Genomic DNA, 23,282 nt, shown 5'->3' with positions numbered 1-23,282 from the left:
TCAACCTCTATGCAGCCGAGGACTTACTGGTGGCCATGTTGATTTTGCCGTTGGCTTGGTGGGTTTCGCGGTCGTAGCAGGTTCCGTCGCGCCAGCAGGCCCATATGACGCGCAGCCAGGCTCGGGCGAGGATGCGTGTGGCGTGGGGGTGTCGTTTCTGGCGGGCGCGGGCGTCGGTGTAGATCTTCGCGGCCCACTCGCTGCCGTGTCGGCTGTTGTCGGCGAAGGTGGTCAGGGCGAGGCGGGCTCTTCGGTTGGTCGCGAAGCGGAAGGTCACCGCGCGGGACTTGCCGGAGGCGCGGGTGACGGGCACGACGCCGGCCTCGGCGATGAGTTGTTCGCAGGTCCGGGCGCGTTCCAGGAGCGGGCCGATCTCGCCGACGATCTGGCCGAGGTTGACCTTGCCGATGCGTGGCATGGACGCGAACAGCGGTGCGTAGGGGTGGGTTTCGACCGCGTCGGCGATGGCCTTGTCGAGCAGGCGGATGGTTGTGCGTATGCCCTGAACGAGTTGGACCTGGACGCGGATCAGCCGCTCGACGACCACCTCGCCGAGCCGGGAGGCCGCGGTCGGGGCCGAACGCAGACGTTCGATGAGCACGCTGCCGGGTCGCTTGCCCGAGTAACCCCGGCGCTTGCACCAGGCTTGAAGGCGTCCGGCAGTCAACTTGGCGGCGGAGGCCGGGGTGGGGTATCGCTCCAGGAACGCGAGGGCGATGTCGCTGTCGAGGTCGGCGAACACCGCCTTGCCGCCGGGCCAATGCATGTCGAGCAGCGCGGCGAGTTGGTTGGTCGCCGCGACGCGGGCCTCGATGTGGTCGGCGCGCTGTCGGGTGAGCGCCTGGAGGTCCATGGTGGCCTGCTCGGTGGGTTCCAGGCGGGGCAGCATGTGGCCGTCGGTGCGCAGGTAGTCGGCGAGTTTCATGCTGTCGCCGGCGTCGGTCTTGGCCTTGGATGCGCCCCAACGCGCCCGCATCGCGTGGAAGGCGTTCGGGTGCACCGGTACCACCGGGTGCCCGGCGGCGAGGAGTCGGTCCACCGCCAGACCGCGGGTGGTCTCGATCGCGACCGGGAGATCCGCCGGGGCTCCGTGTTTCCGCAGTCGGGCCAGGGTCTTGGTGAACCCCTCCTCGGTGTGGGCGAACTCCCAGCGGTCGACGCGCTTTCCGGTGTCGTCCATGACGGTGACGTCGTGGGTCTCGGTCGCCCAGTCCCATCCGATGAACACGAAAGAAGTACTCCTGTGCCTGTGATGGAGCACCTGCTCGGGGGTGAGGTCGTCTGCCGGGAGCTCATTAATCGGCCCTCTGTGGGGCGTGTCCCTGAAGCCGATCAGACGGCCTCGGTCCGGTGGGGCCGGCGGAACTCACTTTGGCCGTCGAACGGCTCGCGCCACAGGCCGTGCACCCACCGGGACCGAGAGGTCACAACCCTACTCGTGAAGGCTGCACAAAGGATGGTCCTCTAATGAGCACCACGACCGCACCCGGTGCGCGCGACGCGGCGCACAGCGCGCGCACCGGACCGGCCCACCCCACCGCGCCTCCACCCGGCGCACGCCGCAAACGCCGCGTCCGCGACCTGCACGGCTGGTTCTTCCTCGCGCCCTACATCATCCTGCTGCTCGGCTTCGGCCTCGGCCCCACCGGCTATGCGATCTTCGAGTCGTTCGTCGACGAACGCGGCGACGGCAGCCTCGGCGGGATGAACTACACGCGCCTGATGGACGACTTCCGGTTCTGGCCGGCCGTCACGCACGTCGCGATCTTCCTCGCCGTCTGGCTGCCGATCATGGTGGTCGGCGTGCTGATCCTCGCCCTGCTCCTGCACGACCGGGTCAACCGGTTCAGCGGCGCGATGCGCATGGTCTTCTTCCTGCCCGCCGCGGTGACCGGCTCGGCGAGCGTGGTCCTGTGGTACTTCATGCTCGACCCCACGCTCAGCCCGTTCGGCCCCGCCCTGAACGCGATGGGCTTCGAGAAGAACTCGGACGTCTTCCAAAGCGGCAACCTCACCGTGGTGTTCGCGCTGATCGCGTTCACCACGGGCGCGGGGCAGTGGATCGTGATCATGTACGGCGCGCTCCAGAACGTCCCCGAGGACGTGCTCGAAGCCGCCTCGATCGACGGCTGCGGCCGCATCCGTACCGCGCTGTTCGTCAAGCTCCCGCTGGTGGGCAAGTACGTGCTCTACATGGTGATCCTGTCGTTCGCGACCGGCCTGCAACTGTTCGTCGAACCGCAACTGATCTACGCCGTCACCAAGACCGCGGGCACGCCGTGGTGGTCGCTCAACCAGCTCTCCTACACGATGGCCTTCACCACCGGCGACTTCGGCGGAGCGGCGGCGGTGTCCGTGGTCCTGCTCGTGCTCTCCACGATCGCCGCGCTCGTGCTCATCTACTGCACCGACTTCTTCAAGACGGAGGTGGACGAGTGACCACGACCACCGGGCGTCCCCGCACCCGACGCCGGTTCTGGACCCCGGGCCGCGCGATCAGGGGCCTGGTCCTGGCCGGATTCGGCGTCTACTGCGCCGTCCCGCTTGTGTGGCTGATGCTCGCGCCGACCAAGTCCGACGCCGAACTCGTCAACGACGCGCCGTTGTCCTTCGGCTCGTTCGCCAACATCGGCCGAGCCTGGGACAACCTCGCGCAGTACAGCGACGGCGTGATCTACGACTGGCTGCTCAACTCGACGCTGTACACGCTCGCGTCGGTCGCGATCACCGTCACCACGTCACTGCTCGCAGGCTACGCGCTCGCCACCACCCGCGTGCCGGGGCGGCAACTCGTGCTCGTCCTGACCCTCGTCGCGATGATCGTGCCGCCCACCGCGCTCGTGTTGCCGATGTTCCTGGAGATCAACGCGCTGAACCTGACCAACACCGCGTGGTCGGTCATCCTGCCCGCCTCCTTCTACCCGTTCGCGGTCTACCTGAGCTTCATCTACTTCTCCACCAGCATGCCCAAGGAGCTGATGGAGGCCGCGCGCTTGGACGGCTGCTCGGAACTGGGCCTGTTCACCCGCATCGCGCTCCCGCTCGCCAAGCCGCTCGTGGGCCTCGTCGCGTTCTTCGCGTTCGTCGCGAGTTGGACGAACTACCTGCTGCCGTACGTGATGCTGAGCCAGGAGGACAAGTACAACCTGCCGGTCGGCCTCGCCGCGATCGTGTCGGGCACCCCCGCGCTCAACCCGTCCCAGGGCGGCAGCTTCCTACCCATCCACCGCCCCGAGGCCGCCCTCGCCGGAATCGTCGCCGTCCTGCCGATCGCGATCGTGTTCCTGTTCGCCCAGCGCTACCTCGTCCGCGGCATCCTCGCCGGCTCGGTCAAGAGCTAGGCCCTGTCCGGCGGATCTTGGTGGGTCCGCGCCGCCTGGCACCGCGCCTCGCCGCACCGGAGAAACAGCCGAATAGAACACCGCGACGGGGCAAACGTTGCCGGGCACGGCACTGGCTCCGTGGCACCAACCGACTTCCGAAACCGGCCCCGGTGCCGTGACCCACGAGCCACCGCGGCCACCGACGAGCAGTCCCGAAAGGACCACCCGAGCATGAAGATCACCTCCGTCGACGTCGTGCTGTGTGAGGAACCCGCTCGCACACCCGCCTTCCGCTGGCGCGACGGCCTCCCCGGCTCCGAGCCCGCGACGACGTCCGGCTGGCTCGTGCTGACGACGGACGAGGGTGTGCGCGGCTTCGCCCCGTGCCGGCGCGGCCCCATCCTCGCCGACGTCGTCGAGCGCCGGATTCGCCCCGAACTCCTGGGCGCGGACCCCCTCGCGCGCGAATGGCTGTGGCATCGGATGTGGGAACTCGACCGGATCGAGGAATTCCCCATCTACGTCCAGGGCGCGGTCGACGACGCACTCTGGGACATCGCCGGAAAAGTCGCGAACCTACCCGTACACGCGCTGATCGGAACGTACCGCACGTCGATCCCCGCCTACGCCTCCACCGTGACGTTCGACAGCATCGCGGAATACCTCGACGTCGCCGACCAGTGCCTCGAACTGGGCTTCCCCGCCATCAAGCTGCACGCGTGGGGCGACGCCAAACGCGACGCCGCCCTCGCCGCAGCGCTGCGAGCGCACGTCGGCGACGACGTGCCGCTGATGTACGACGGGTCGGCCGGCTTCGACCTCGCGGACGCCATCCACCTCGGCCGCGCCCTCGGCGACGCGGGCTACGCGTGGTATGAGGAACCCATGCGCGAGTTCAGCATCACCGCCTACAGGCGACTGCGCGAACGCGTGGACGTCCCGCTGCTCGTCGCCGAGACCAGCGACGGCGCGCACATGAACACCGCCGACTTCATCGCGGCGGGCTGTGTGGACGCGGTCCGCACCGGCACCTACTTCCGAGCCGGCATCACCGGATCCCTGCGCACCGCGCACCTCGCCGACGCGTACCTCATGCGCGCCGAGGTACACGGCGGCGGCCCCGCCAACATCCACCTGTGCATGGCACTCCCCAACACCACCTACTACGAGTGCCTCGTCGACGCGAACCCCACCACACGCTCCCCCGAGGTCGACGCACACGGCATGGTCCACGCGATCGACCTGCCGGGCATGGGACACGAGGCGGACTGGGCACACAACGGGGCACCGAGGGAACTCCGGCCCTGGCTGCGTCTGTAGCCGGTTCACGGGCCCGCCGGCCCCGAGGGCGGGCCCGGTCCCCGGACGAGTTACCCGAGCGGCGAGGGTGGGCCTGGCCGTTCAACCGTCCGCCGGCAGAGCGACCAATGACGTCACAACACCCTCCCGAACAGTCGTGGCCACCGATCACCCGTGAGCGGCACGCCGACGGCGCCGAAGACCAGCGCGGCCGACGCCCTCAAGCGCGACGAGGTCCGCATCGGCGGCCCCACCGGCCCGAAGACTGCCCCCGCCGACCTGATGAAGGCACCCGCCACACCCGGCAGCGCACCCTCTGATGACCAGGGAGTTGACGACTTCCGCATGTCCGGCCAGCGTGCGATCACCTTGCTCGGGTTCACGCGGTTGCGTTGCCGGCTCCTCTGTGCCTCGGGCGTTCGCCGTGTGAACGGGAGACCTCAGCGGTCCCATGAACCGGCCAATCATTCAGCGTTGTCTGATACCCGTGTTCACCGGCAATCCGCGAAGCCCTCGCAGGACAAGGCCGGGCGGCGGTCACCAAGATCACCCTGTCCACCCGCGAGAGCCTGGCGTTGGTCCGCGTGCAAGGGGAGGTCCTCACCCTCCAGACGATGTTGTGGCCGGACGAACTCCCGTGCCCCCGAGGGCATCGCCCCCACGGAGAACGTCACCATCCGCCCCCAGGAATTGAAGATGGCCGCCTCGCTCATGGACACACTCAGCGAGGACTTCGAACTCTCCGATGTCCACGACGACTATCAACGCGCACTGGACGCCCTGGTCGAGGCCAAGGCCGCCGGCGCCCACCCCGACGAGGCCACCGGGCGCACCGCGACCGCGAACAACGTCGTCGACCTGATGTCCGCACTCACCGCCAGCGTCGAGGCCGCCGCCAAGGACCGCCCCAAGACCACGAAACCCGCGAAGGGAACGGCGGCCAAGACCGCGGGCGACGCGAGGAAGAGCAGCCCTGCGGCCCGAACGCGCAAGAAGACGGGCTGAACCCGATCCCCGCCGCATGGGGCCGCGGTGCCTGTCAATTCCGGTGAGACACGTCAGGCTGCGGGTTCTTCCTGATGCTCCTCCTTGGCGGGTTGGTTGATCCAGGCCGCCTTCGGGAGGCGGGGTGGCGTCGGTCTTCGGCGGAACCGGTGCGGGTTGGTGGCGTAGGCGTCGGCCAGGACGTCGGCCCGCCGTGCTCGGATCGTCACCGCGGTGCCGTCGTGGACGGATGCGGGGGTGTGCAGTCCGATGCCGGAGTGCCGGTGGACGTTGTTGTAGTAGGTGAAGAACCGCTGGCAGAAGGCGCGGGCGTCGGCCGGTGAGCCGAACCGGTCGGGGAAGACCGGGCAGTACTTCAAGGTCTTGAAGTTTGCTTCCGAGTACGGATTGTCGTTGGACACGCGTGGCCGCGAGTGCGAGCGGACGATGTTCAGGTCGGCGAGCAGCTGGGCGACCGGTTTGGAGGTCATCGAGGTGCCCCGGTCGGCGTGGATTACGTCCGGGACGACGCCGCCGTTGGCGCGGAAGGCGTCTTCGATGAACTCCTTCGCCAGTGCGGCCGATTCGCGCGGCACGACGAGCCAGTGGACCGCCTTGCGGGAGTAGATGTCGAGCATCACGAACAGGTCGTAGTACATCCCGCGGTCCGGGCCCTTGAGCTTGGTGGCGTCCCAGGTCCACACCTGGCTGGGGCCGTTGGCCACCAGCTCGGGCCTGGCCCGGGGCGGGTGGGTGGCCTGCGCGCGGCGCTCGCGGACTTCCCCGTGCTCGCGCAGCAGCCGGTACATCGTGGAGATCGAGCACAGGTAGGTGCCCTCGTCCAGCAAGGTGGCCCAGATCTGCGCCGGCGACTTGTCCACGAACCGCTGCGAGCGCAGCACGCCGAGGACCCGTGCCTGTTCCAGCTCGGACAGGGCCGCGGGGTGAGCTGCCGGCGCCCGGCGCGGCCCGGCCACGCGGGGCTTGGGATGGCGCTGCCGGTAGACGGTGGCCCGCGAGCGGCCGGTCAGCTCGCAGGCCGGCTTGATCCCGACGACCGGCTCCAGGGCGGCGAACGCCTCAGTGATCACTTCGTCCGCTTGGGCTCGGAGTCCTCGCTCCCGGAGAGCAGTTCCAAGAGCTCGTGTGCTTTTCCCAGGATGGCCAGCGCCCTCTGGGACTTGGCCAGCTCGGCGGCCAGCTTCTCGTTCTCCGCCCGCAGCCGCTCGGCCTCCTTCTCGGCTGCGCTCTTGCCCGTCGGTCCGGACGGCTTCGCGGCCAGCGCATCCAGCGCGCCGGCGTCCCGGGCGGTCCGCCAGTCGATGATGTGCGAGTGATACAGCCCCTCCCGGCGCAGCAGCGCGCCCTTCGCGCCGGGCTCGGTCAGCCGCTCGTACTCCTCCACGATCCGAAGCTTGTACTCCGGGGTGAAGGACCGCCGCTTCGGCCCGCCCGCGCGGGGACCGCGCTTCTTCTTGCCCACGGCCTCATCATCGGCCACACCGGCCTCAAGGTCGACACTACTCAGCGTCACGCTCGAAAGATCCTGTTCTCGCCCTACTAACAACAGAAGAGTCGATTGTCCTCATGTCTCACGAGAGTCTGACAGGGAGGGCCGGCCGGGCCACGTTCGCACCGCGAGTCGGCGCCTGCCGAGAGTCGGTCCTGCCGGCTCTGGAAGAGGCTGATGGTCGTGTGGTGCGTGAGGTTCGCGAGGACCTCGCGCAGCCACGGGGCGAATGGCCGGCAGCCAGGGGGTGCTGGAACGTTCCCGGTCGGTCCGGAAGGGGCCGTTGGGGAGTGGGGGTGGGTCGTCGCGGAGGACGTCCCGGGCAGGGCGCCCGACACGGGAACCGGCAGGCGCGGGCCGGGGGCGGCAACAGCAACACAGGACGCGAGGGCATGCCGCGCGTCCTCAACCATATCCCCACACCCGAGAACGGCCTCGGCGGACGGCCGCCGGGATGCGCCGGCCCGACCGTGATCGGTTCAGGAGCTCGATCGTGTCCGACGAACGCGGGATCATCGTGCAGACGGTCGCGGAACCCGTGCGGCGCAGCCGGCCGGGCGAGCCGGCCGAACACGCTCTCGCCGCGAGGGCCTTCACTTCGAGGGGACCTCCGATGGCGCCCGATCCCGGCCCCACCAGCGGCCCGGCCGAGTCCGACGGGCCCGGCACCCATCGACTGTTTCTGCGATGTGAGGACAGCGTTTCGATGCCGGCGGCGCTGCTCTTCCGGGTCGGCAGGGCCGGCCGAATAGTCCCGGGCGACATTCTGCAAGCGTTCCTGGCGGCCGAGTTGCGGAGCGTGTCGCCGCTGCCCGGGGCCCGGTGGGAGTGGTTGGGCGTGCTCGTGCGCACCACTCGGATCGACCGGTCCTGGTCCGAACGGCCCGGTAGCCTGCTCGCCGACGCGGTCCGCCGAGCCTCACCGGACCGGGGCGCGGAGTTCGCCGAACTCGCCGAGGCGTGTGCGGCTTGGACCAGGGTTCAGGCTCTGGCCGTGATCGACGCCTGTCAACGCGACGACATCGCGGCCCTGCCGACGCACGACCGGGTCCAACGGACCGCGGACGCCCCACGCTTCGGCGTCGGCCCCACCGGTGACGCCGACCCGCGCAGATGGTGAGGTTGTTCGGCCTCGGCGGTGTCAGTGTTTCCAGTAGTCGCGTTCCGGCAATCGAACCCACAGGTCGGGGGGTCCGACGACCGCCCGCGGTCCCGTCGGGCGCAGTCCCGCGAAGGCGCAGGTGAAGGCCACCGCGTTGTACAGGTAGAGGTAGGAGGCCAACACCTCCTCGGGGGTGTCGTCCTCGTCCGGTCCGCCGCCCGGATGCAGGTCCCAGCCCTCGATGGCTCCGTCGCGCGCGACGGAGCCCTGGTTGCCGCTCTTGGGGTTGGCGTAGAGGCCGTAGCAGACGGTTCCCACCGACAACCGGGTCAATACGCCCGGCATCTGCGGGGCGTATCCCCACGGTTGGGTCACGGCGCAGCCGCCCGGCACGGATGTCACACCGACGATCCGCAGGGTCTCGTCCCGTTCGGCGGTGTGCGGATTCTCCAGCGCCGCGTCGATGATGTCGGCCGGTGCGGGTGTCGCCTCGAGGCGGCGGATTGCCTCGGTGGCGTCGATCCCGGCCACGCAGGCCAATCCGGTGCCATCCCAGTGGAAGCTGCCGAGCGCCGTGATGAGCCGGGTGGCGTCCTGTGCCGCCGCGCGCTCCGCGTCGGTCAGGTGCTCGCCGGGCGGCGCGGTGAACAGGTCCGGAGTGGGCCCGGCCAGGCTCAGCCGGCCCGGCGACCAGCCGCCGAGCGACCGACGCCACGGATCGGCCCCGGCGGCGGCAAGGGCCCGCGCGTTGTCCGGTTTCCTGGACACGACGGCCTCCCACAACGCCGTCACCCCGTTCTCGAGCGCGTCCACGTCCGCAACCCGCCGGGCCAACTCCGCAACCACCTCCGGAGAGCCGAACACAGCCGCACGGTGCAGGGGCCGCCGCCCGCGCCACGCCTCCGGGTCGGCGCCCCGGTCCAGGCGACGACGGATGTCGTCGTGGTCCTTCCAGTCCCAGCCGATACCGGCCCAACCGTCCCCCTGCACCGACACCGATGACCCCTCCAGCCGCAACCCGACAAGCCCCATGCGGGGCTCCCCCAGGACACTCGCACACGGCTCGGACACCGCCGATGCCCCGGATCGGGCGGTCGCAGCCGCGTCCCACACCCCCGGGCACCGATACGACCGACGCGTCGCGCGCGGTTCACGACGCGACTCCCTCGATGGATGAACTCGGCTTGTCCGCAGGGGAGATCACGCCGGGTGCGAGCACAGGTTGCGGCAGGGAATCCGCCCCTGTTCAGCCGACGTGGTGAGGCTCCTCCTCGCCGTCGGCGTCGGCGTCGGCGTCGGGGTCGACGCCCTTGTTCGGGACACTCGCCAGGCCGTATAGCGCGGCGGGCTCGGCATCCGCAGGGCGGCCCGAGGATCCTGCGACGATGACGAACCGAACCCCGTCCATCGAGGTGGCTGTGCCGGCGGGGCGGTGCCGGGGGCCGGATGCCGGGATCAGCGACGCAAGGCCCTTGCCCATACCGGACGACCGCCGCGCGACGGGAGGTGTGGTCGGTGGGCGGTTTCGGGGCGGAGCGGACGAGGCCTTCGGATCGGGCGCCGAGGCGGTCGGCCGCACCTCGGCCACCGAAGTCCGCGGGCCCGACGCGGTGTCGGCGAATCCGTCCCCGGTGGGCGGGAGGAACGCAAAGGGCGACGGAGGCGACTCCGCGGGTGCCGGTGGTACGACGCCGAGCCCGGGCCAGGCGTCGCGGACCTCGTCCAGGAAGGCGCGATGGTCGGTGCCGTGGGACACCGTGGCGGCGTACAGGGCGTCGAGGGCGGCCTGCAGGGAGTCCGGCTCGGCGGCGCCGAGCAACGCCGGCAGGGCGCAGGCCTGTTGGAGCGCGTTGTGGGTGGTCCCGTCCGGGAGGGTGATCGTGGTGCGCGGAACATTCGGGTCTTCGAGCAGGCGCCGCCACAGCTCACCGGAATCGTCGAACGGCGCGGGCAACGCCCGTCCCACGTCCAGTGCCGCCAACGCGGGTGCGATCCAGTCGACGTCGGCCAGCCCCGCCAGGGTGCAGGCGCGGTGTGCCGCCGAGCGGGCGATCTCGCGTTGCGTCGTGTCGTCCACGCGCGCGATCGCGTGGACCAGGTGCACATCGAGCATGCGCATCCCGTGCACGTTCCCGCCCACCCGCCGCAGCCGCTCCGTCGGCAACCGGCCCGCCCACTCGCGGAGTTCGTGCTCCCGGGCACGCTCCGCCCGCGCGCGGGCCTCTTCCTCGCGGGCGGCGCGCGCTGCCGCGGCCCGCTCCCTGGGCGTCGGCGGCGGCGGCTGTTCCCGGGCGAACTTGTGCCAGTACGCCGCCTTGTCGCTCGTCTGGCGCACCACGCGGTCCGGTTCCACGGGCGCGGGCCAGAACTGCAGCAGGTAGCGGTCCACCGGCGGCTCGCCGTCGAACACCACGCCGTGGGCGGTGGCCTCGTCCATCCCCGCCGCGCAGTACCGCACCCGATGGTCGACCGTGTCGAGTTCGAACCCGCACGCGTCAGCGTCCCCCCACTGCGCGAGCCGCACGGCGCGGGTCAGCGGGGTGAACGGGGCCTCGACCACGGAAACGCCACCTACGGTACGTACGTCGACGTCATGGCAAACCACGTCGAGGTGATCCTGGGCCCCGAACACCACGCCCTCGGCGACGAGATCGCCGCCGCATTCGAGGCGAACGCAGTCTCGCCCAGCTACGGCGGCCCCGGCTGGCTCGCGATCTGACGTTCATCGGCCGCGCCGACGGCCCGGTCAACCTGGCGCTCGTCCCTCTCGACGCCGTGCGACGGTGCATCCTCCGTCCTGCGGGACCTGCACGACGTCGGGTGTGCGTGTTGCGCATGGTGGAGAACGGCGAACTCCGCCGTGTCGGCGAGGCGGGATTCGGCAGCGCCCTGCCGGAAGCGGGGACCGCTGTCGGCGGATCTCGGGAGCCGTGATGACCGACGACGAAGCAACTGACCGCAGCCTGGTGGAGTTGGTGTACGAGGCCGAACGGGACATCGGGATCGCGGCGGACCGCGCCCGGGATGCCGAAGGCGTGCCCGGTGCCGCGCGGTCGGCCGTCGGTGCCGCAGTACGCCGGCTCATCAGGTTGCAGCGTCGCGGGGCCGCTGCCGTTGTCACCACCGGTCCGGTCGGCAGCATGGAGTACGCCGCCCAGGTCACCGGATGGATTCCGGAGGAAGTACGGCGATTCGTCGAGGAGTTCCCCACGGACGTCGAGGTACAGTCCTCCGACGATCCGCACCGGGCGAGCAGCGCCGCTCTGGCCCGTGACCTCGCCGGCTACGGGTACCGTCACCATATTCTCGGGCCGGAGCTGCACCGACGCTTCCCCACCTCAAGGGCGTGCACGACGCGATGCGCGCCGCGATGCCGCCCGTCACGGTCGACGACCTGTTCCCGGGATCCACACCTTTGGAGGGCATCGCACGCGAGGCCGACGACCCGACCAACGATGGTTACGAACGCGTCCGGGACCTGTACCGACGCCTGATCGACGACATCGCCGTCGGCCGCCCCTACCGGAGCAACCCCGACTGACGAAGGCGCGGCGCGGGAGCGGTCGCGTCTGCGTCCCCGTGGTGGCGACAGTGCGCTCCTTGCGATACCCGGGTGGTTGCTTCGCGTTCGACCGAGTGGGGAATCTGGGGAGCATGAGCGATCGCGGCATCCGGTAGCCGCGGCGGTTGGCGCCGGTGGGATAGTGCGCGGATGCGTTCTCGTCTGTTCGCGGCTGTCGTGCTTGTTGCGGCGTTGGCGGTTGGCTGCTCATCGGGAGAAGACATGACGGACTCGGCTGGTTCGACGGATGGCCCGGCTGCGGCTGGTGTGCCGGTGTCTTCGGGGAGCCGGCGTCGTCCGAGGCGCCGAAGATCCTGGTGATGCCGAACGGGGAGGCCCTGACCGCGCCGCCACCGGAGTTCATGGAAATTCCGGTCCTGGTGACGTTCGTCGGCGGCCCCGCGGACGGCAGGACCGAGCGCCTGCCTCTTAGCCGTCTCAAGGAGACGATCACCATCGACGGAGTGGGCTATCGGACGCGGCTGGGGATCCCGCCCGAGCTCAAGGACACGGACCAAGGCAAAGCCCAGGTCTTCCGGCCTGTCTGAGGATGACTCGGCTGTGTCGATAGCCATGTCGACGGCGCGGCGGAGCCGGCGGCAGACGTCGACGGGTGGGCAGCACCAACACGCCATCAACGGGTGGAATCACGGCATAGTCGACGAGGACGCCCCGGTGCGGGTCGTCCGCGAGGGCTGGGGCCAGCGGGTCCGGCTCGCGTGCGCGCCCATCGCCGGGACGCTGCGTCGGTCATCGGGTCGATTGGTATCGTCGTCGGCCATTTGAGATTGCCTCCGGAAGTGTGATTCGGCCCAGGGACCTTCGCTGCGACGCACCGGCAATGACATGTCGCGGGCCGCACCCGCCCCGCACTGCCGACGCACGAACTCTGTTGGTCCGTCGGCGAGTTCGTTCTGCCCAGGCAACAGAGCTGATTCCGGGGCGCGGAACAGTATCCGGAATCAGCGCGCCCGGAGAGCGCACACGCCGAATCCGCGGCCGAACGAGGGAGGACGCGAGGGCGAACCACCGGAAGTGCAACGAGAACGGGGAGGACTACATGGTGGTTACCGCGCCGGTCCCTTGGAGCTTGACCACCTCGCGGCCCCGGGAGTCGACGCACTGGCCGACGAGGTGGAACGCGCCCTGCTCGCCTTCGTCCGGCAGGCGCAGGACGCCCTTCCCAGCGGCGACGACGGCGTCCAGGTCGCCGGGGTTCGGCCGCACGTCGGCGGTCCAGGGTTCGCGGGGACCGTGGGCGGGGTTGTGCGGGCCGCTGTCCCAACCCGAGATGGCGGCGTCCACCCAGACGCCGATGACGTCGTCGGCGTCCAGGACGATCTCCGCGGTCCTCTCCATGTCCATACCTTCAGTGTGCGCGTCCGGAAGCGACCGTGCTCGGCCCGGCCGCGAACGCGGAACCCCACGGCAAAGGTTTACAGTTCAACGACTTCTCCCGGAAGCAACGAGGGCGCGGGCCTGCGATCCGGGAAGGGGCCCGCCTCTCACACGATCCACCGCCGCTCGGGCCGTCACACGGCGCGCAAGTGACGGACTTCGCTCGCCTGTTCCCCGACCTCGTCGGGCTGCTCGGACCCGGCCTGCGGAAGGGTGTCTTCCGACTCGGGATGCACCTTCGATTCGTGGTCGCCGAACCAACTCCGGATGCGCGGTGCGGCGACGATGCACACGGGAACACTCACGGCGGCACCCACCGCAGCACCCACTGCGAGGAGTCCCGGGACCACGTATTTGGTGGGGAAGAGATCGGCGTGCGTCATGAGCCCTTTGCCCTGAGCGCGCACGAGGGAACTCAGGGCCCCAAGTGTCTTCCTGGACTGCGAGAGAGACGTCCCGCACGGAATCTCAACCCACATCAGCAGTCGGGACGTCCCGGGCGTCGCACCAAAGGTCATGGGGCGACTGTAGAGACCGCCGCGACGCTGTGGGGCCGTATTCCCGAAGTTGCCGTCAGGGGACCTGTACCTCGCCGTAACCGTCGGCGGGTCAGCCGTCCGATGGACAAGCCGTTCGTCCTATAACCGACTCGACCCCCGCGAACCATTGCGGGACATCGTGGGCAAAGTGCAGAATCCAAGGAAGGACACGACCGCCGGTGCTGTCCGACCCGCCGTCCGTAGATGACGAATTGGTAACAGGTTGTGTGTCGTGATGTACCAGGGCGTTTGCAAAAGGGCCTCTCGTTTGCGAATGCAGGGTCGCCTACGACCGCACGAAGAGGCAGTTCGGGCCATGATTCGAATGTGGGTTCGAGCACTCTCGACCTCATCCACAGGCCGCTTCGCGCATTAACAAGGCTGTGCATGCGGGCCTTATCCTGGGTTCATCCCATTCGGGGAAGCGGCCGAGCCGGGCGAAAACTTTTGCAGAGGTGTCACCCGGTCGGCCGCCGAATTGGGATCACCAAATATGAACCCAACCGCAAGCGGCGCCAATAGAGACACTGGTAGCCACGCCGGTACGCCCACCTGCGGATCCGCCAATTCTTGTGGGCCGACAGGTTGTCGAGGATCACGTATATCGGGGCGCCGTCCGGTCGGGCCGCGCGGATCGACCTCAGGGCCGCCGCGCGGCACCATGCCGCAGGGCACCGACACCGCCCCCTCGCCCGGACGGGCAACGCGGCGTATTCCCCACACGTGCGGCGCGACGGGTGTCGGATACCGGTCCTACGGTGCTTGCATGGGCACCTGGGACAGCCGGTGTCGTCGTCGCGGATCAACCCGACGCCCCCGCGACGCTGGAGTGCACCGAGGCCCGGGATGCCGCCTGATCAACCGCGCACTGCGCGACGGACCCGACTACATGTGGACCACCAGCAGCCGGTCCCCCGAAGGACGCCGGTTCTTCCCCGCCATGGCGACCGAGACCGGCGCCGCCCTCACCTGCCCACATATCGCCGGAGGCAATTCCCTCGACGGCGCACCCCGCCCCGGCCCCGACCACGCCTGGAATGACCAAGACGACAACGACAGCGAGAGGACCGGTCTCGAGATGTGCCTCGCTCAAACGCACCCGTTGTCGCGTCGGATCGCCACACACTGCGGGGACATACTTTTCGGTGAGAGGGAACTCGAACACCACTACTTCAGGGCGCAGTTGCCCGTCCGGCGACCACGGCCGCACACGATCCGCCGCATCAACGGCTGCCGGCGGGACGACCGTATCGACGGACCGCCGGTGATGCACGGCACGCCCAGGTGAGTCAGGCCTCGGTGACCGAGGTTTCGGACGCTCGCGCAGCCGGAGATTCGTACACGCGTACCGGAGGGGGCCGGCCCTCTCGCCGCGTGCGGCGGAAGCTGTGGAACTTGCAGATGTCGGGGTCCCCGGCGAACCGATACATCCGAGGTTCCCGGCGTGAACCGGACACGTCATAGAGACCGCCGTAGTTGTGGCGGGTGCCCAACGTCGTGAAGAGCAGCTGCACATCGCCGAAGTCCCGGCGCGGTTTCAAGGTCCAGGTTCCGTTGGCCGGTGGCATCCGCGGAGTCGAGGACGTGATCTCGAAATCGTCCGGGTCCGGCCAATCCAGCGCCGTGAACGTGCCGTCCGCCTCCAACGTCAGCCGACCGAAAGGCTTGCCCCCGTAGGTTCCGACCAGATCCGAGGCCACCAACCCGGACGGACGCCCGCCCTCCTCGGCACACGTGAAGTAGCGCGCGCACCCGGTCGCCGACGTCCCGGCGGCCACCACCACACACGCGAGCACCGCCACCGGCCACCGCATCCGCTCCCCCTCCCGTACTCCACCGGGTACGGGGTGATCATTGCGGACTCGCCAAAACCGTTGCCGGTGGGGGTCGGTAGCGTCACGGCACGGCCCTCGGAGACCTTGCCCTCCCAAACATGGAGCCGGGGCGGTGGCTCACGCCGTCGGGGGCGGCCGTGTGTCCGGCAGGCAGCCGAACAGTCCGCCCGCGCCATGCCTGGCATCAGGCTCGACTTCCGGGCGGACGTGGGTTCGCCTCGGAACCGTGCCGTGCACGGTTCCGAGGCGTGAGTCGTGAGTCGTCGAATCAGGACGTGGGACTCGGGTCGCCGGTACGCCGTCGTGCGCCGCGTACGCCGGGCAGGACCCACACCCGCTCACCGAGCAGCGCGATGGCCGCGGGCAGCAGCACACCCCGCACGAGCGTCGCGTCGATCACGATCGCGGTCGCCATGCCGACGCCGAGCATCTTGTACTCGATCGCGCTGAGCACGATGAAGACGCTGAACACTCCGGTCATGATCGCGGCGGCACTGGTGACGACACCGGCGCTGCTCCCGATGCCATCGACGACGGCGAACCGGGTCGAGGTGCCGGCCAGCCACCGCTCGCGAATCCGGCTGAGGATGAAGATGTGGTAGTCCATGCTCAGGCCGAACAACAGGGCAAACATGAACAGCGGGATCCAGCCGACCACGCCGCCGTAGGAGTGGAGGCCCAGCACGGAGCCGAGGTGCCCGTCCTGGAAGACCCAGGTCAGGACGCCGTAGGCGGCACCGATCGACAGCAGATTCAGCGCGATCGACACGAGCGGAATCGCCAGCGAGCGGAATGCCACGGCGAGCAGCACGAAGGACAGCAACAGGACGAATGCGAACACGATCGGCATGGTGTCCCGCACTCGCTCCGTGAAGTCGTAGGCGAAGGCCGTCTTGCCGGAGACGTCGAATTCGGCACCGGGCGCCTTCCCCACGGTGTCCGGGAGCGCCTGCTCGCGCAGGGTTTCCAGTCCCCGGTTCGACCGGTCGTCGGTGCCCCCGCCGGCCAATGGCACCCGGATGATCGTCACGTTGTCGACCCGCTGCACGGACAGCGGTTCGGCGAACAGGTCCGCGTGCGCGGCGACTTGGCCATGCAGTTGCTCGATCGACCGGTCCAGGGCCGTGCGCGACACATCGCCCGAGACGACCACCTTCGCCGGGGACGCCGCTCCGGGGAAGGACTCCTGCATCCGCACGGCCGCGTCCACCGTGGGCACACTGCGCGGGAGACTGTTCGTCGGGCCGGCGTCCTGAAGGCGCATGTCCAGCGCCGGCAACGCCATCACCAGCAGGGCCAACACGGCGGCGCCGCCCCACAACAGGGGCCTGCGCACGACGGCCTGCGCCACCGCGAACCAGACCTTCGACCGGCCGGCCTCGGTACGGCGCCGGCCCAACCACGGGACCCGCAGCTTCTCGACCCGGTCGCCCAACAGCGCGAGCAGCGCGGGCAGCGCGGTGACCGACCCCAGCACGGCCAGGCCGACCACCAGAGCCGTACCGACCGTGAGGCCGCGGAAGTTGTCGAGGCCGGTGAAGACCAGCCCCGCGACACACAGGATGACGGTGAGACCGGACACGACCACGACCCGGCCCGAGGTGCGCGCCGCGATCTGCAGCGCCTGGCCGACCGACTTGCCGGCGGCCCGTTCCTCACGTTCTCGACGCAAGTAGAACAGCGAGTAGTCGATGCTGACCGCGACGCCCACCAGCAGGATCATCGAGGAGGTGGCGCTGTTGACCGAGATCACCTTGCCGACCGCGGCCATCAGCCCGAAGGTGGCGACGGATGTGGTCGCGGCGAGCAGCAGGGGGATCGACGCCGCGAGCAGCGAACCGAACACGATCAGCAGGATCACGGCCGTCAGGGGCAGTGAGAACTTCTCCGCCCGGCCGAAGTCGTCCTGCACCGCGTCGTCCACGGCGCGGTTCAGGCTCCGGTCGCCGGCCTGGACCACGCGAATCTCCGGGTGGCGCTGCTGCACCTTGCCGACCGCGTCGACGATGGCGATGTAGTGCTTGGACATCTGCTTGTTGGGACCGGCCAGGAAGAACGAAACCAGCCCCGACCGGCCGTCCTTCGACACCTGGGCGTTGTTGTCGAGGGGAGAGCGCAGGTTCGCCACGGCACCGGGCAGACCGTTCAGTGTCGACACCAGGTCCTGGGTCGCGGCGCGCATGTCGGTGTCCTCGGCGAACGCCCGACCGTGGGATCCGCGCCGCTGGATCAGCACGTTCTCCAACGACGGTTCGTAGCTCTCCTGGTCGCGCAGGACGTGTTGCGCCCGCCCCGACTCGCCGGGGTCCCGTCCCAGCGCGTCCCGACCGGGCACCAGGCCGGTGGCGACGACCGCGACCAACACCAGTGCCAGCCAGCCCAATAACGCCTTGGCCCGATGATCGATGGACCAGGCCACCAGGCGTTGGATGCGCGATGCCGGAAGGCGCTCGCGCGGCTCGTCACGGGGACGCGGTGGCGCCTCTGCCTCGTTCCGGGGCATGAGACAATTCCTTCCATGAATGAGTGATCCGCAGGAACTCGCCCTCGGGCGAGGTGACGCTCGTTCGCACCAGGTCGCCGAGTTGCCGCTCGGCGACCTGGAACAGCTCGCTACTCAACTTCCTTGAGGATGCGCTCGACCGACTCCAGCCGCTCATGCACCGTTTCCAGCTGACCCTTTGTCTGCTTCAACTGGTCGGTGATGGCCGTCAGTTGGCGCTCCGTTCCCTCCTGTACCAGAACGGCCCGGTCGGCAATGGACCGGTACTCGCTTTCCCGGGCCAGCTGGGCCTTGGCCCGCCACGTCGCGGCGAGCTGCCAGATACCCACCGTGATCACACTGGTCACCAGAGCGAAGACTCCGATGACCCCGATGATCTCCTGCCAGTCGCTGGAGCTCATGCATTTGCTCCTTTCACTGTCGTGTTGAGAGTGGCGACCGCCTCGGCGATCGCTTGCGGCGTCAGCCGGACGTCGAAGGGCACGACTTCGTAGAACTTCATCGCCTTGCCGTCCTCCGAGACCTCGATCGAGGCCGAGACGAGCCCGGCGTGCTCGAGTTTGCGCAGATGCACCTGAAGCAGGGGCCGGCTCACCCCGAGTGCGCGCGCCAGCTCGCTCACGTACTGCCGTTCGCCGGTGAGGGCTCCAAGTACCCGCAATCGGTGCGGGTTGGCCAACGTGGCCAACACCAGGAGCAGCCGATCTCCCGCTGACTCGGTAGCTGTCATGCGCCCTCCTTACCTAGGCACCTGCCAACAAAAGTTAGCATGTGCCAAAGCGCTTGTCGCCCATCGCCGATTCCGGTTCGGTTCCGGAGCACGAGCGGACGCGCCGAGCGGCCGGTTCGCGGGCGGAATCCGGGATGTAGCCCTCGTATAGGCACCTCGGCGAGAGTCGCCGGAACCACGATGGGCCTGCGTTGGAAGGGAGTTGCCGTGCCGGGTCGGCACATCGAGAGCGTGGCGTTTCCGGGCGGAGGTACGGCCGGCTGGACCGACGCCGGTGAGTCATGGCCGACTCGCCGAAGCCGAGCCCGTGGGCCCGGCTTCGGTAAGGCTGTGCTTGTGCCCTCAGGCTGCGAAGCCGACTCCGGTGGCGTATTCGTAGCCGCCCCAGTCGGATCCGAGGTCGGCCAGGACCCCGTCGGTCCACTCCTCGTCCAGGGCGCGTTCGTCGCCGGCGGCCCAGGCGCGGACGATGGCGTCCCAGCGGCGGACGTTGACGCTGCGGTGCCCGGCCACGCCCACCCGGCGGTGCTGGTCGCGCACCCCGGACTGGTCGTGCGGGTGCAGTTCCACCCGGGTGCCGCGGCCGCCGTTGTTCAACCGGTGGATGAGCGAGCGGGCCACGTTGCGTCGGCGCAGGTCCCGGTAGGCCGCGTCGATCCGGCGCAGGTTCGCCCGGTTGGGGGTTTGGTCCTCGGCAAGCCAGGCTGCCAGGGTGCGCGGCGTGACGGTGATCCCGGCGGTGTCCATGGCGGTGTAGCCGGCGGTGGAGGCGGTGAGGTAGCGCAGGCGTGCGGCGAGGCCGCGTTCGGTGTCGACGGGTGAGGTGATGCCGTCGGCGAGTTCGTCCAGGCGCTGCGCGGCCAGGGCGGAGGCGCGGGTGCCGCGCATCCCGTATTTGCCGGGCTCCAGGGAGCGGTACGGCATGGGGGGTCAGGTCCTCTCGGGCGAGGCGGGGTGGGGGTGGTTGGTGTGGGGCATCAGCCCTTCTCCTTGGTCTGGAGGGTGTAGGTGTCCTTGATCTTGACGTCGCCGACGCCGCGGCCTTCGGTGAAGATCGTGCGCCAGTCGCCGCCGGTGAGGTGGAGCTCGTCGGTGCCCATCACACGCACCACGGCAAGGCCGCCCCGGTGGGTCTTGAAGGCCTTGACCCACAGGTTGGAGAACGCCTGGGACCGGATGACGTGCATCCAGTCCGGGCGGTTGATCTCCCGGTTGTGGTTCGAACCACCCATCGTGGACACAAGTTTCGCGTACATCTGCTTCACGTAGTCCAACGTCACGTCGTCCCCCTCCGCGATCGCCGCGTCGCGGGCGTCGCGCAGGGCGCCGCGCAGGCGCTCCAGGAGATTCTCGGTCGCCACCGCCGTCCACGACTCGAGAACCTGAGGTTCCTCGCACAGGTTGCCCTAGGCGGGCGACGCGCACCGCAGGAGCAGACGCAGGGTGGGGTCGGTGATCCACAGGGGGCCGGGCTCGTCCCGGTCGCCGAGCGGGTTGGGCAGGGTGTCGTGCTCCCAGGCCGGGGGTTCGACGAGGTAGATGCCGGCGCGGCGGCGTTTGCGGCCGCGCGGTCCGTCGAAGTCGTCCAGGTCGGGGCCTGCGCGGTGTTCGAGCGGGCCGATCGGCAGGTGGGCCTTGAGCGCGGACAGGTATGCCGCGTTCATGTCCAGCGCGACGACCTCGTGATCCCCGGCGGGCAGGTGCCTGTTGCGCCACTTGGGGCGGGCCTCCCACACCGCGTCCGACTCCTCCCTGCTGCGCTTGCGCAACAACTCCGGCAGAGGCGGGTACCAGGTGTGCTCGTAGCGGGACCCGGCCCGCGACAGGCAATGTGTATCTCACCGACACGTCGCAGGCCGACGCGTTCGTCGCACAGGTCCGCAAAACATACCCGAAAGCCGACACGAAGCTCATCGTCGTGAAACAGGGGAGGAACTCCGAGGCCTCGATGGTCCGCGAGGCGTCGCGTCTCCTCGACGACAAGACCCTGCCGTTCCAAGTGTATTCGGCGAGCTTTGCAGGCGACGGCGGAAGCATCACCCTCGCCGTGAACGATCCCGGAAACGCGAGCAATTACCTGGCATCGGCGAAGGGACGCGACAGGACGGTTTCCCCCACGCTGGACGTCCGAGTAGAGAAAGGGGAAGCGGCCAAGCCGCTGAGCCGAGAGAACGACTCCGCTCCGTTCTACGCCGGAAGCGCCCTCGGCGTCGGGTCCAGCCCGGAACGTGCCAGCTGCACGAGTGGAATACCGACCATCAGTACCTGGGACAATCGGCAATGGCTGGTCACCGCCGGACACTGCTACAACGTGGGCGCGCAGGTGTACACCCACGGGGGAACGTACGTCGGCCAGGTCAAGGCCAAGGACCCCAACGTCGACGCGGCCTTCATCGAGGCCGAGACCAGTGACTACACGTGGGACGGCTACGACACGAGCGGCTACATCCGCGGCCTCAACGGCGCCCGGTCCACCGTGGCCGGCGACTGGGTGTGCAACCTGGGCTACAACACCAGGGTCATGTGCAACATCCGGGTCGCCGGCTCGAACATCTGGCCGGTGAACGGCACGAACATCGTGGGTTCGGTAGGCGGCCAGTGGGACGACGACATCGCCGCCACGGCCGGTGACAGCGGAGGGCCGATCATCACCATCAACGACACGGACACCCGCCGGATCAACGGAACCGTCAGCACCGGGTTCCGCTGCGTCAACGACCGAGACTGCGAAAGCGTGGGATGGCCCAGCGCCGTCGCCATCATGAACGCCTTCTCCGTTCGTCTCCACCACCGCTGACACGACCTTCGTCCGGTGCGACCGCCATCGTCATCGCACCGGACGAGGTCCGTTTCACGGCCGCGCGTCGAGTCGCGCCGTCGAGATCAGCAGCGGATAGGACGCGTCGATCGCACGGCTGCCCGGTCGGTTGCCGTCGGTCGTGGGTGGTGTCATCACGAGCGCCAGCATGTACCTTCCCGGGTCCGCCCACACCTGCTCCCAGGTCACCGCGCCACACAACCAGGCCGGGGCGAGATCCCGGATCGTCTGATCGGACGGAACCCAAGTCGGGCTGCGGAGCGGTCGTCCGGGCCCGAGGGCACCGGCCCGGACCGGGCCGCCCACCACGATCCCGTCGCGCAGTACGAGCACGACGGGATACACCTCGGTGGCGTTCAGTCCGGTCGGCGAGGACGGGGTCAGTTCGGCCACGATCCTCGGGGGACCGTCCGGCGCCCCCGGGGGACGCTCGATCGTCAGCGGCGACAGACCGAACCCGTCGTACCGCTCGGTCGTGGGGTACCCGAGCGGCCGACCGCACGTGAACGGGCCCGGCTCCTGCGCGCCCCACGCAGGCGCGTCGCGCGGAGTCGGCGCGGTGGCCGAGGTCGACGGATCCGCAGAGCCCGCCCCGCGCACGACTGCGGCGATCACCCCCACACCGCAGACGGCCACCGCCATCGTGACTCCGGCCGTGCGCAACCGGCGGCGACGCCGGCGGCGATCGGCTTCCCTCGCCAACGCACGCGGCTACCAACGCCTCCTGGACTTCGCCCGCGAGGCCGTCCCCGGCGCACGCTGCTGGGCGCTGGAGGGAACAGGCAGCTACGGAACGGGACTTGCCGCGTTCCTGGACGCCGCCGGCGAACGCGCCGTCGAGGTCTGCCGGCCCAAGCGGCCCGCGGTTCGAGGCGGCCGCAAGACCGACATGCTCGACGCCGTGCGCGCGGCCCGCGAGGCCCTGACCTCCGAGCACCCGATCCATCCCCGGCGGCGAGGGGAACGCGAGGCCCTGCGGGTCCTGCTCGCGACCCGTCAGGGTGCCGTCCTGGCCTGCACCGCCGCGGTCAACCAGCTCAAGGCGTTGCTCGTCTCGGCTCCCGACGAGTTGCGCGCCGAACTCCGGGGCAGGACGAGCAAGGCCCAGGTGGCCCACTGCGCGAAGCTGCGTGATCGACCCGCCCGGGACATCGAGCACCGCATGACCGTCCGCGCGCTCCGGTCCACGGCTCAACGCATCGAGTCCCTACGAGCCGAGGCCAAGGACTTGGAGGGCGAACTCCACTCGCTCGTCCGCGAGTTGGCCCCGAAACTTCCGAGTCTCCCGGGTGTGGGACCGATCAGTGCCGCACAGATCCTCGTGAGCTGGTCGCATGTCGGCAGGTTCCGCTCGGAGGCCGCGTTCGCGTCCTTCGCCGGCGCCGCACCGATCCCCGCGTCCTCCGGACCGACCAACCGGCACCGCCTCAACCGCAGCGGCGACCGACAACTCAACCGCGCGCTCCACACGATCACCCTCATCCGCATGCGCCTCGACCCCGCCACCCGTGACTACGTGGCCCGACGAACGACCGAGGGCAAGACGTCCAGAGACGCCCAACGGTGCCTGAAACGAGCCATCGCACGCCAACTCTTCAAGCTCCTCGAACGATCCGAACAGCCGGCCGATGTTGATCGCCAGAAAATCCCGCAAGCAGCTTGACGCGATATAGCAGCCT

Annotated in this window: 24 protein-coding genes and 2 pseudogenes; 10 read left to right on the top strand and 16 right to left on the bottom strand. The window is 69.4% G+C overall.

Annotation, left to right across the window (positions count from 1 at the left end; translation table 11 throughout):
* Nucleotides 1–7: 7 nt before the first annotated feature.
* On the bottom strand, nucleotides 8–1,228 hold the full coding sequence (locus tag OG948_RS33845; protein ID WP_331770323.1) for an IS110 family transposase: 1,221 nt from the start codon (nucleotides 1,226–1,228) through the stop codon (nucleotides 8–10).
* Nucleotides 1,229–1,467: 239 nt separating this feature from the next.
* On the opposite strand from OG948_RS33845, the gene OG948_RS33840 reads away from it, so the two are divergent.
* From OG948_RS33840 to OG948_RS33825, 4 genes are all read left to right on the top strand, one after another.
* The gene (locus OG948_RS33840) at nucleotides 1,468–2,439 is read left to right on the top strand and encodes a carbohydrate ABC transporter permease (protein WP_406300123.1); all 972 of its coding nucleotides are present in this window, start codon (nucleotides 1,468–1,470) and stop codon (nucleotides 2,437–2,439) included.
* Complete coding sequence (locus tag OG948_RS33835) at nucleotides 2,436–3,341, top strand: carbohydrate ABC transporter permease (protein WP_406300122.1); 906 nt, start codon at nucleotides 2,436–2,438, stop codon at nucleotides 3,339–3,341. Before OG948_RS33840 ends, OG948_RS33835 begins: the two co-directional genes overlap by 4 nt.
* A gap of 213 nt (nucleotides 3,342–3,554) precedes the next feature.
* Complete coding sequence (locus OG948_RS33830; protein ID WP_406300121.1) at nucleotides 3,555–4,643, top strand: enolase C-terminal domain-like protein; 1,089 nt, start codon at nucleotides 3,555–3,557, stop codon at nucleotides 4,641–4,643.
* A gap of 675 nt (nucleotides 4,644–5,318) precedes the next feature.
* Nucleotides 5,319–5,627 carry a hypothetical protein gene (locus OG948_RS33825; protein WP_406300120.1) on the top strand — a complete coding sequence of 103 codons (309 nt, stop codon included), beginning with the start codon at nucleotides 5,319–5,321 and terminating at the stop codon, nucleotides 5,625–5,627.
* A 53-nt stretch (nucleotides 5,628–5,680) separates the two neighbouring features.
* On the opposite strand, the gene OG948_RS33820 is transcribed toward OG948_RS33825, so the two are convergent.
* The gene (locus tag OG948_RS33820; RefSeq protein ID WP_331769179.1) at nucleotides 5,681–6,697 is read right to left on the bottom strand and encodes an IS3 family transposase; all 1,017 of its coding nucleotides are present in this window, start codon (nucleotides 6,695–6,697) and stop codon (nucleotides 5,681–5,683) included.
* The gene (locus tag OG948_RS33815) at nucleotides 6,694–7,140 is read right to left on the bottom strand and encodes a transposase (protein ID WP_331769178.1); all 447 of its coding nucleotides are present in this window, start codon (nucleotides 7,138–7,140) and stop codon (nucleotides 6,694–6,696) included. The genes OG948_RS33820 and OG948_RS33815 overlap by 4 nt, the downstream gene beginning before the upstream one ends.
* Before the next feature lie 469 nt (nucleotides 7,141–7,609).
* Here OG948_RS33815 and OG948_RS33810 point away from each other — a divergent pair, with 469 nt between their 5' ends.
* Nucleotides 7,610–8,236 (top strand): hypothetical protein, encoded by a 627-nt coding sequence (locus OG948_RS33810; protein WP_406300119.1) that lies wholly within the window; start codon nucleotides 7,610–7,612, stop codon nucleotides 8,234–8,236.
* Nucleotides 8,237–8,257: 21 nt separating this feature from the next.
* Here the strand turns inward: OG948_RS33810 and OG948_RS33805 are convergent, their stop codons facing one another.
* Both OG948_RS33805 and OG948_RS33800 read right to left on the bottom strand, forming a co-directional pair.
* Nucleotides 8,258–9,250: an ankyrin repeat domain-containing protein gene (locus OG948_RS33805; protein WP_406300118.1), complete on the bottom strand. Its 993-nt coding sequence runs from the start codon at nucleotides 9,248–9,250 to the stop codon at nucleotides 8,258–8,260.
* A 214-nt stretch (nucleotides 9,251–9,464) separates the two neighbouring features.
* The gene (locus OG948_RS33800; protein WP_406300117.1) at nucleotides 9,465–10,778 is read right to left on the bottom strand and encodes a hypothetical protein; all 1,314 of its coding nucleotides are present in this window, start codon (nucleotides 10,776–10,778) and stop codon (nucleotides 9,465–9,467) included.
* Nucleotides 10,779–10,811: 33 nt separating this feature from the next.
* Between OG948_RS33800 and OG948_RS33795 the strand changes: the two genes are divergently transcribed.
* The 3 genes from OG948_RS33795 to OG948_RS33785 all read left to right on the top strand — a co-directional run bounded on the left by OG948_RS33795 (nucleotide 10,812) and on the right by OG948_RS33785 (nucleotide 12,328).
* On the top strand, nucleotides 10,812–10,937 hold the full coding sequence (locus tag OG948_RS33795; protein ID WP_406300116.1) for a hypothetical protein: 126 nt from the start codon (nucleotides 10,812–10,814) through the stop codon (nucleotides 10,935–10,937).
* 627 nt (nucleotides 10,938–11,564) lie between these two features.
* Nucleotides 11,565–11,759 carry a hypothetical protein gene (locus OG948_RS33790; protein ID WP_406300115.1) on the top strand — a complete coding sequence of 65 codons (195 nt, stop codon included), beginning with the start codon at nucleotides 11,565–11,567 and terminating at the stop codon, nucleotides 11,757–11,759.
* A 341-nt stretch (nucleotides 11,760–12,100) separates the two neighbouring features.
* Complete coding sequence (locus tag OG948_RS33785; RefSeq protein ID WP_406300114.1) at nucleotides 12,101–12,328, top strand: hypothetical protein; 228 nt, start codon at nucleotides 12,101–12,103, stop codon at nucleotides 12,326–12,328.
* Between the two features lie 508 nt (nucleotides 12,329–12,836).
* Here the strand turns inward: OG948_RS33785 and OG948_RS33780 are convergent.
* The 10 genes and pseudogenes from OG948_RS33780 to OG948_RS33735 all read right to left on the bottom strand — a co-directional run.
* Complete coding sequence (locus OG948_RS33780) at nucleotides 12,837–13,139, bottom strand: hypothetical protein (protein WP_406300113.1); 303 nt, start codon at nucleotides 13,137–13,139, stop codon at nucleotides 12,837–12,839.
* Between the two features lie 173 nt (nucleotides 13,140–13,312).
* Nucleotides 13,313–13,696: a hypothetical protein gene (locus tag OG948_RS33775; RefSeq protein ID WP_406300112.1), complete on the bottom strand. Its 384-nt coding sequence runs from the start codon at nucleotides 13,694–13,696 to the stop codon at nucleotides 13,313–13,315.
* 560 nt (nucleotides 13,697–14,256) lie between these two features.
* Nucleotides 14,257–14,367: pseudogene (locus OG948_RS33770) on the bottom strand (IS630 family transposase); the annotation flags it as partial.
* Nucleotides 14,368–15,006: 639 nt separating this feature from the next.
* The gene (locus tag OG948_RS33765; RefSeq protein WP_406300111.1) at nucleotides 15,007–15,531 is read right to left on the bottom strand and encodes a hypothetical protein; all 525 of its coding nucleotides are present in this window, start codon (nucleotides 15,529–15,531) and stop codon (nucleotides 15,007–15,009) included.
* 289 nt (nucleotides 15,532–15,820) lie between these two features.
* Nucleotides 15,821–18,055, bottom strand: a complete 2,235-nt coding sequence (locus OG948_RS33760) for an MMPL family transporter (RefSeq protein ID WP_406300110.1) — start codon at nucleotides 18,053–18,055, stop codon at nucleotides 15,821–15,823.
* Nucleotides 18,015–18,173 carry a hypothetical protein gene (locus tag OG948_RS33755; RefSeq protein WP_406300109.1) on the bottom strand — a complete coding sequence of 53 codons (159 nt, stop codon included), beginning with the start codon at nucleotides 18,171–18,173 and terminating at the stop codon, nucleotides 18,015–18,017. The genes OG948_RS33760 and OG948_RS33755 overlap by 41 nt, the downstream gene beginning before the upstream one ends.
* Nucleotides 18,166–18,456 (bottom strand): hypothetical protein, encoded by a 291-nt coding sequence (locus OG948_RS33750; protein WP_406300108.1) that lies wholly within the window; start codon nucleotides 18,454–18,456, stop codon nucleotides 18,166–18,168. The genes OG948_RS33755 and OG948_RS33750 overlap by 8 nt, the downstream gene beginning before the upstream one ends.
* Nucleotides 18,453–18,785 (bottom strand): ArsR/SmtB family transcription factor, encoded by a 333-nt coding sequence (locus OG948_RS33745; protein WP_406300107.1) that lies wholly within the window; start codon nucleotides 18,783–18,785, stop codon nucleotides 18,453–18,455. The genes OG948_RS33750 and OG948_RS33745 overlap by 4 nt, the downstream gene beginning before the upstream one ends.
* Before the next feature lie 342 nt (nucleotides 18,786–19,127).
* Nucleotides 19,128–19,709, bottom strand: coding sequence for a transcriptional regulator (locus tag OG948_RS33740; RefSeq protein ID WP_406300106.1), 582 nt, complete (start codon nucleotides 19,707–19,709; stop codon nucleotides 19,128–19,130).
* A gap of 53 nt (nucleotides 19,710–19,762) precedes the next feature.
* Nucleotides 19,763–20,608 (bottom strand): annotated as a pseudogene (locus OG948_RS33735) (hypothetical protein); the annotation flags it as partial.
* Nucleotides 20,609–20,616: 8 nt separating this feature from the next.
* On the opposite strand from OG948_RS33735, the gene OG948_RS33730 reads away from it, so the two are divergent.
* Nucleotides 20,617–21,582 carry a hypothetical protein gene (locus tag OG948_RS33730; protein WP_406300105.1) on the top strand — a complete coding sequence of 322 codons (966 nt, stop codon included), beginning with the start codon at nucleotides 20,617–20,619 and terminating at the stop codon, nucleotides 21,580–21,582.
* 54 nt (nucleotides 21,583–21,636) lie between these two features.
* Here the strand turns inward: OG948_RS33730 and OG948_RS33725 are convergent, their stop codons facing one another.
* Entirely contained in the window at nucleotides 21,637–21,996 is a 360-nt protein-coding gene (locus OG948_RS33725) for a hypothetical protein (protein ID WP_406300104.1), read from the bottom strand.
* A gap of 166 nt (nucleotides 21,997–22,162) precedes the next feature.
* Here OG948_RS33725 and OG948_RS33720 point away from each other — a divergent pair, with 166 nt between their 5' ends.
* Nucleotides 22,163–23,266 carry an IS110 family transposase gene (locus OG948_RS33720; RefSeq protein WP_406300103.1) on the top strand — a complete coding sequence of 368 codons (1,104 nt, stop codon included), beginning with the start codon at nucleotides 22,163–22,165 and terminating at the stop codon, nucleotides 23,264–23,266.
* The last annotated feature ends 16 nt before the right edge of the window (nucleotides 23,267–23,282 follow it).

The organism is Embleya sp. NBC_00888, assembly GCF_045207655.1.
Lineage (GTDB): Bacteria > Actinomycetota > Actinomycetes > Streptomycetales > Streptomycetaceae > Embleya.
The sequence above is the reverse complement of the archived record's forward strand: the minus strand, read 5'-3'. Positions and strand labels throughout refer to the sequence as shown.

Coding starts and splice junctions, on each gene's coding strand:
- OG948_RS33840 (WP_406300123.1), top strand. CDS start 1,468: ATGAGCACCACGACCGCACCCGGTGCGCGCGACGCGGCGCACAGCGCG.
- OG948_RS33830 (WP_406300121.1), top strand. CDS start 3,555: ATGAAGATCACCTCCGTCGACGTCGTGCTGTGTGAGGAACCCGCTCGC.
- OG948_RS33825 (WP_406300120.1), top strand. CDS start 5,319: ATGGCCGCCTCGCTCATGGACACACTCAGCGAGGACTTCGAACTCTCC.
- OG948_RS33805 (WP_406300118.1), bottom strand. CDS start 9,250: ATGGGGCTTGTCGGGTTGCGGCTGGAGGGGTCATCGGTGTCGGTGCAG.
- OG948_RS33795 (WP_406300116.1), top strand. CDS start 10,812: ATGGCAAACCACGTCGAGGTGATCCTGGGCCCCGAACACCACGCCCTC.
- OG948_RS33785 (WP_406300114.1), top strand. CDS start 12,101: ATGCCGAACGGGGAGGCCCTGACCGCGCCGCCACCGGAGTTCATGGAA.
- OG948_RS33780 (WP_406300113.1), bottom strand. CDS start 13,139: ATGGAGAGGACCGCGGAGATCGTCCTGGACGCCGACGACGTCATCGGC.
- OG948_RS33775 (WP_406300112.1), bottom strand. CDS start 13,696: ATGACCTTTGGTGCGACGCCCGGGACGTCCCGACTGCTGATGTGGGTT.
- OG948_RS33765 (WP_406300111.1), bottom strand. CDS start 15,531: ATGCGGTGGCCGGTGGCGGTGCTCGCGTGTGTGGTGGTGGCCGCCGGG.
- OG948_RS33760 (WP_406300110.1), bottom strand. CDS start 18,055: ATGCCCCGGAACGAGGCAGAGGCGCCACCGCGTCCCCGTGACGAGCCG.
- OG948_RS33750 (WP_406300108.1), bottom strand. CDS start 18,456: ATGAGCTCCAGCGACTGGCAGGAGATCATCGGGGTCATCGGAGTCTTC.
- OG948_RS33745 (WP_406300107.1), bottom strand. CDS start 18,785: ATGACAGCTACCGAGTCAGCGGGAGATCGGCTGCTCCTGGTGTTGGCC.
- OG948_RS33740 (WP_406300106.1), bottom strand. CDS start 19,709: ATGCCGTACCGCTCCCTGGAGCCCGGCAAATACGGGATGCGCGGCACC.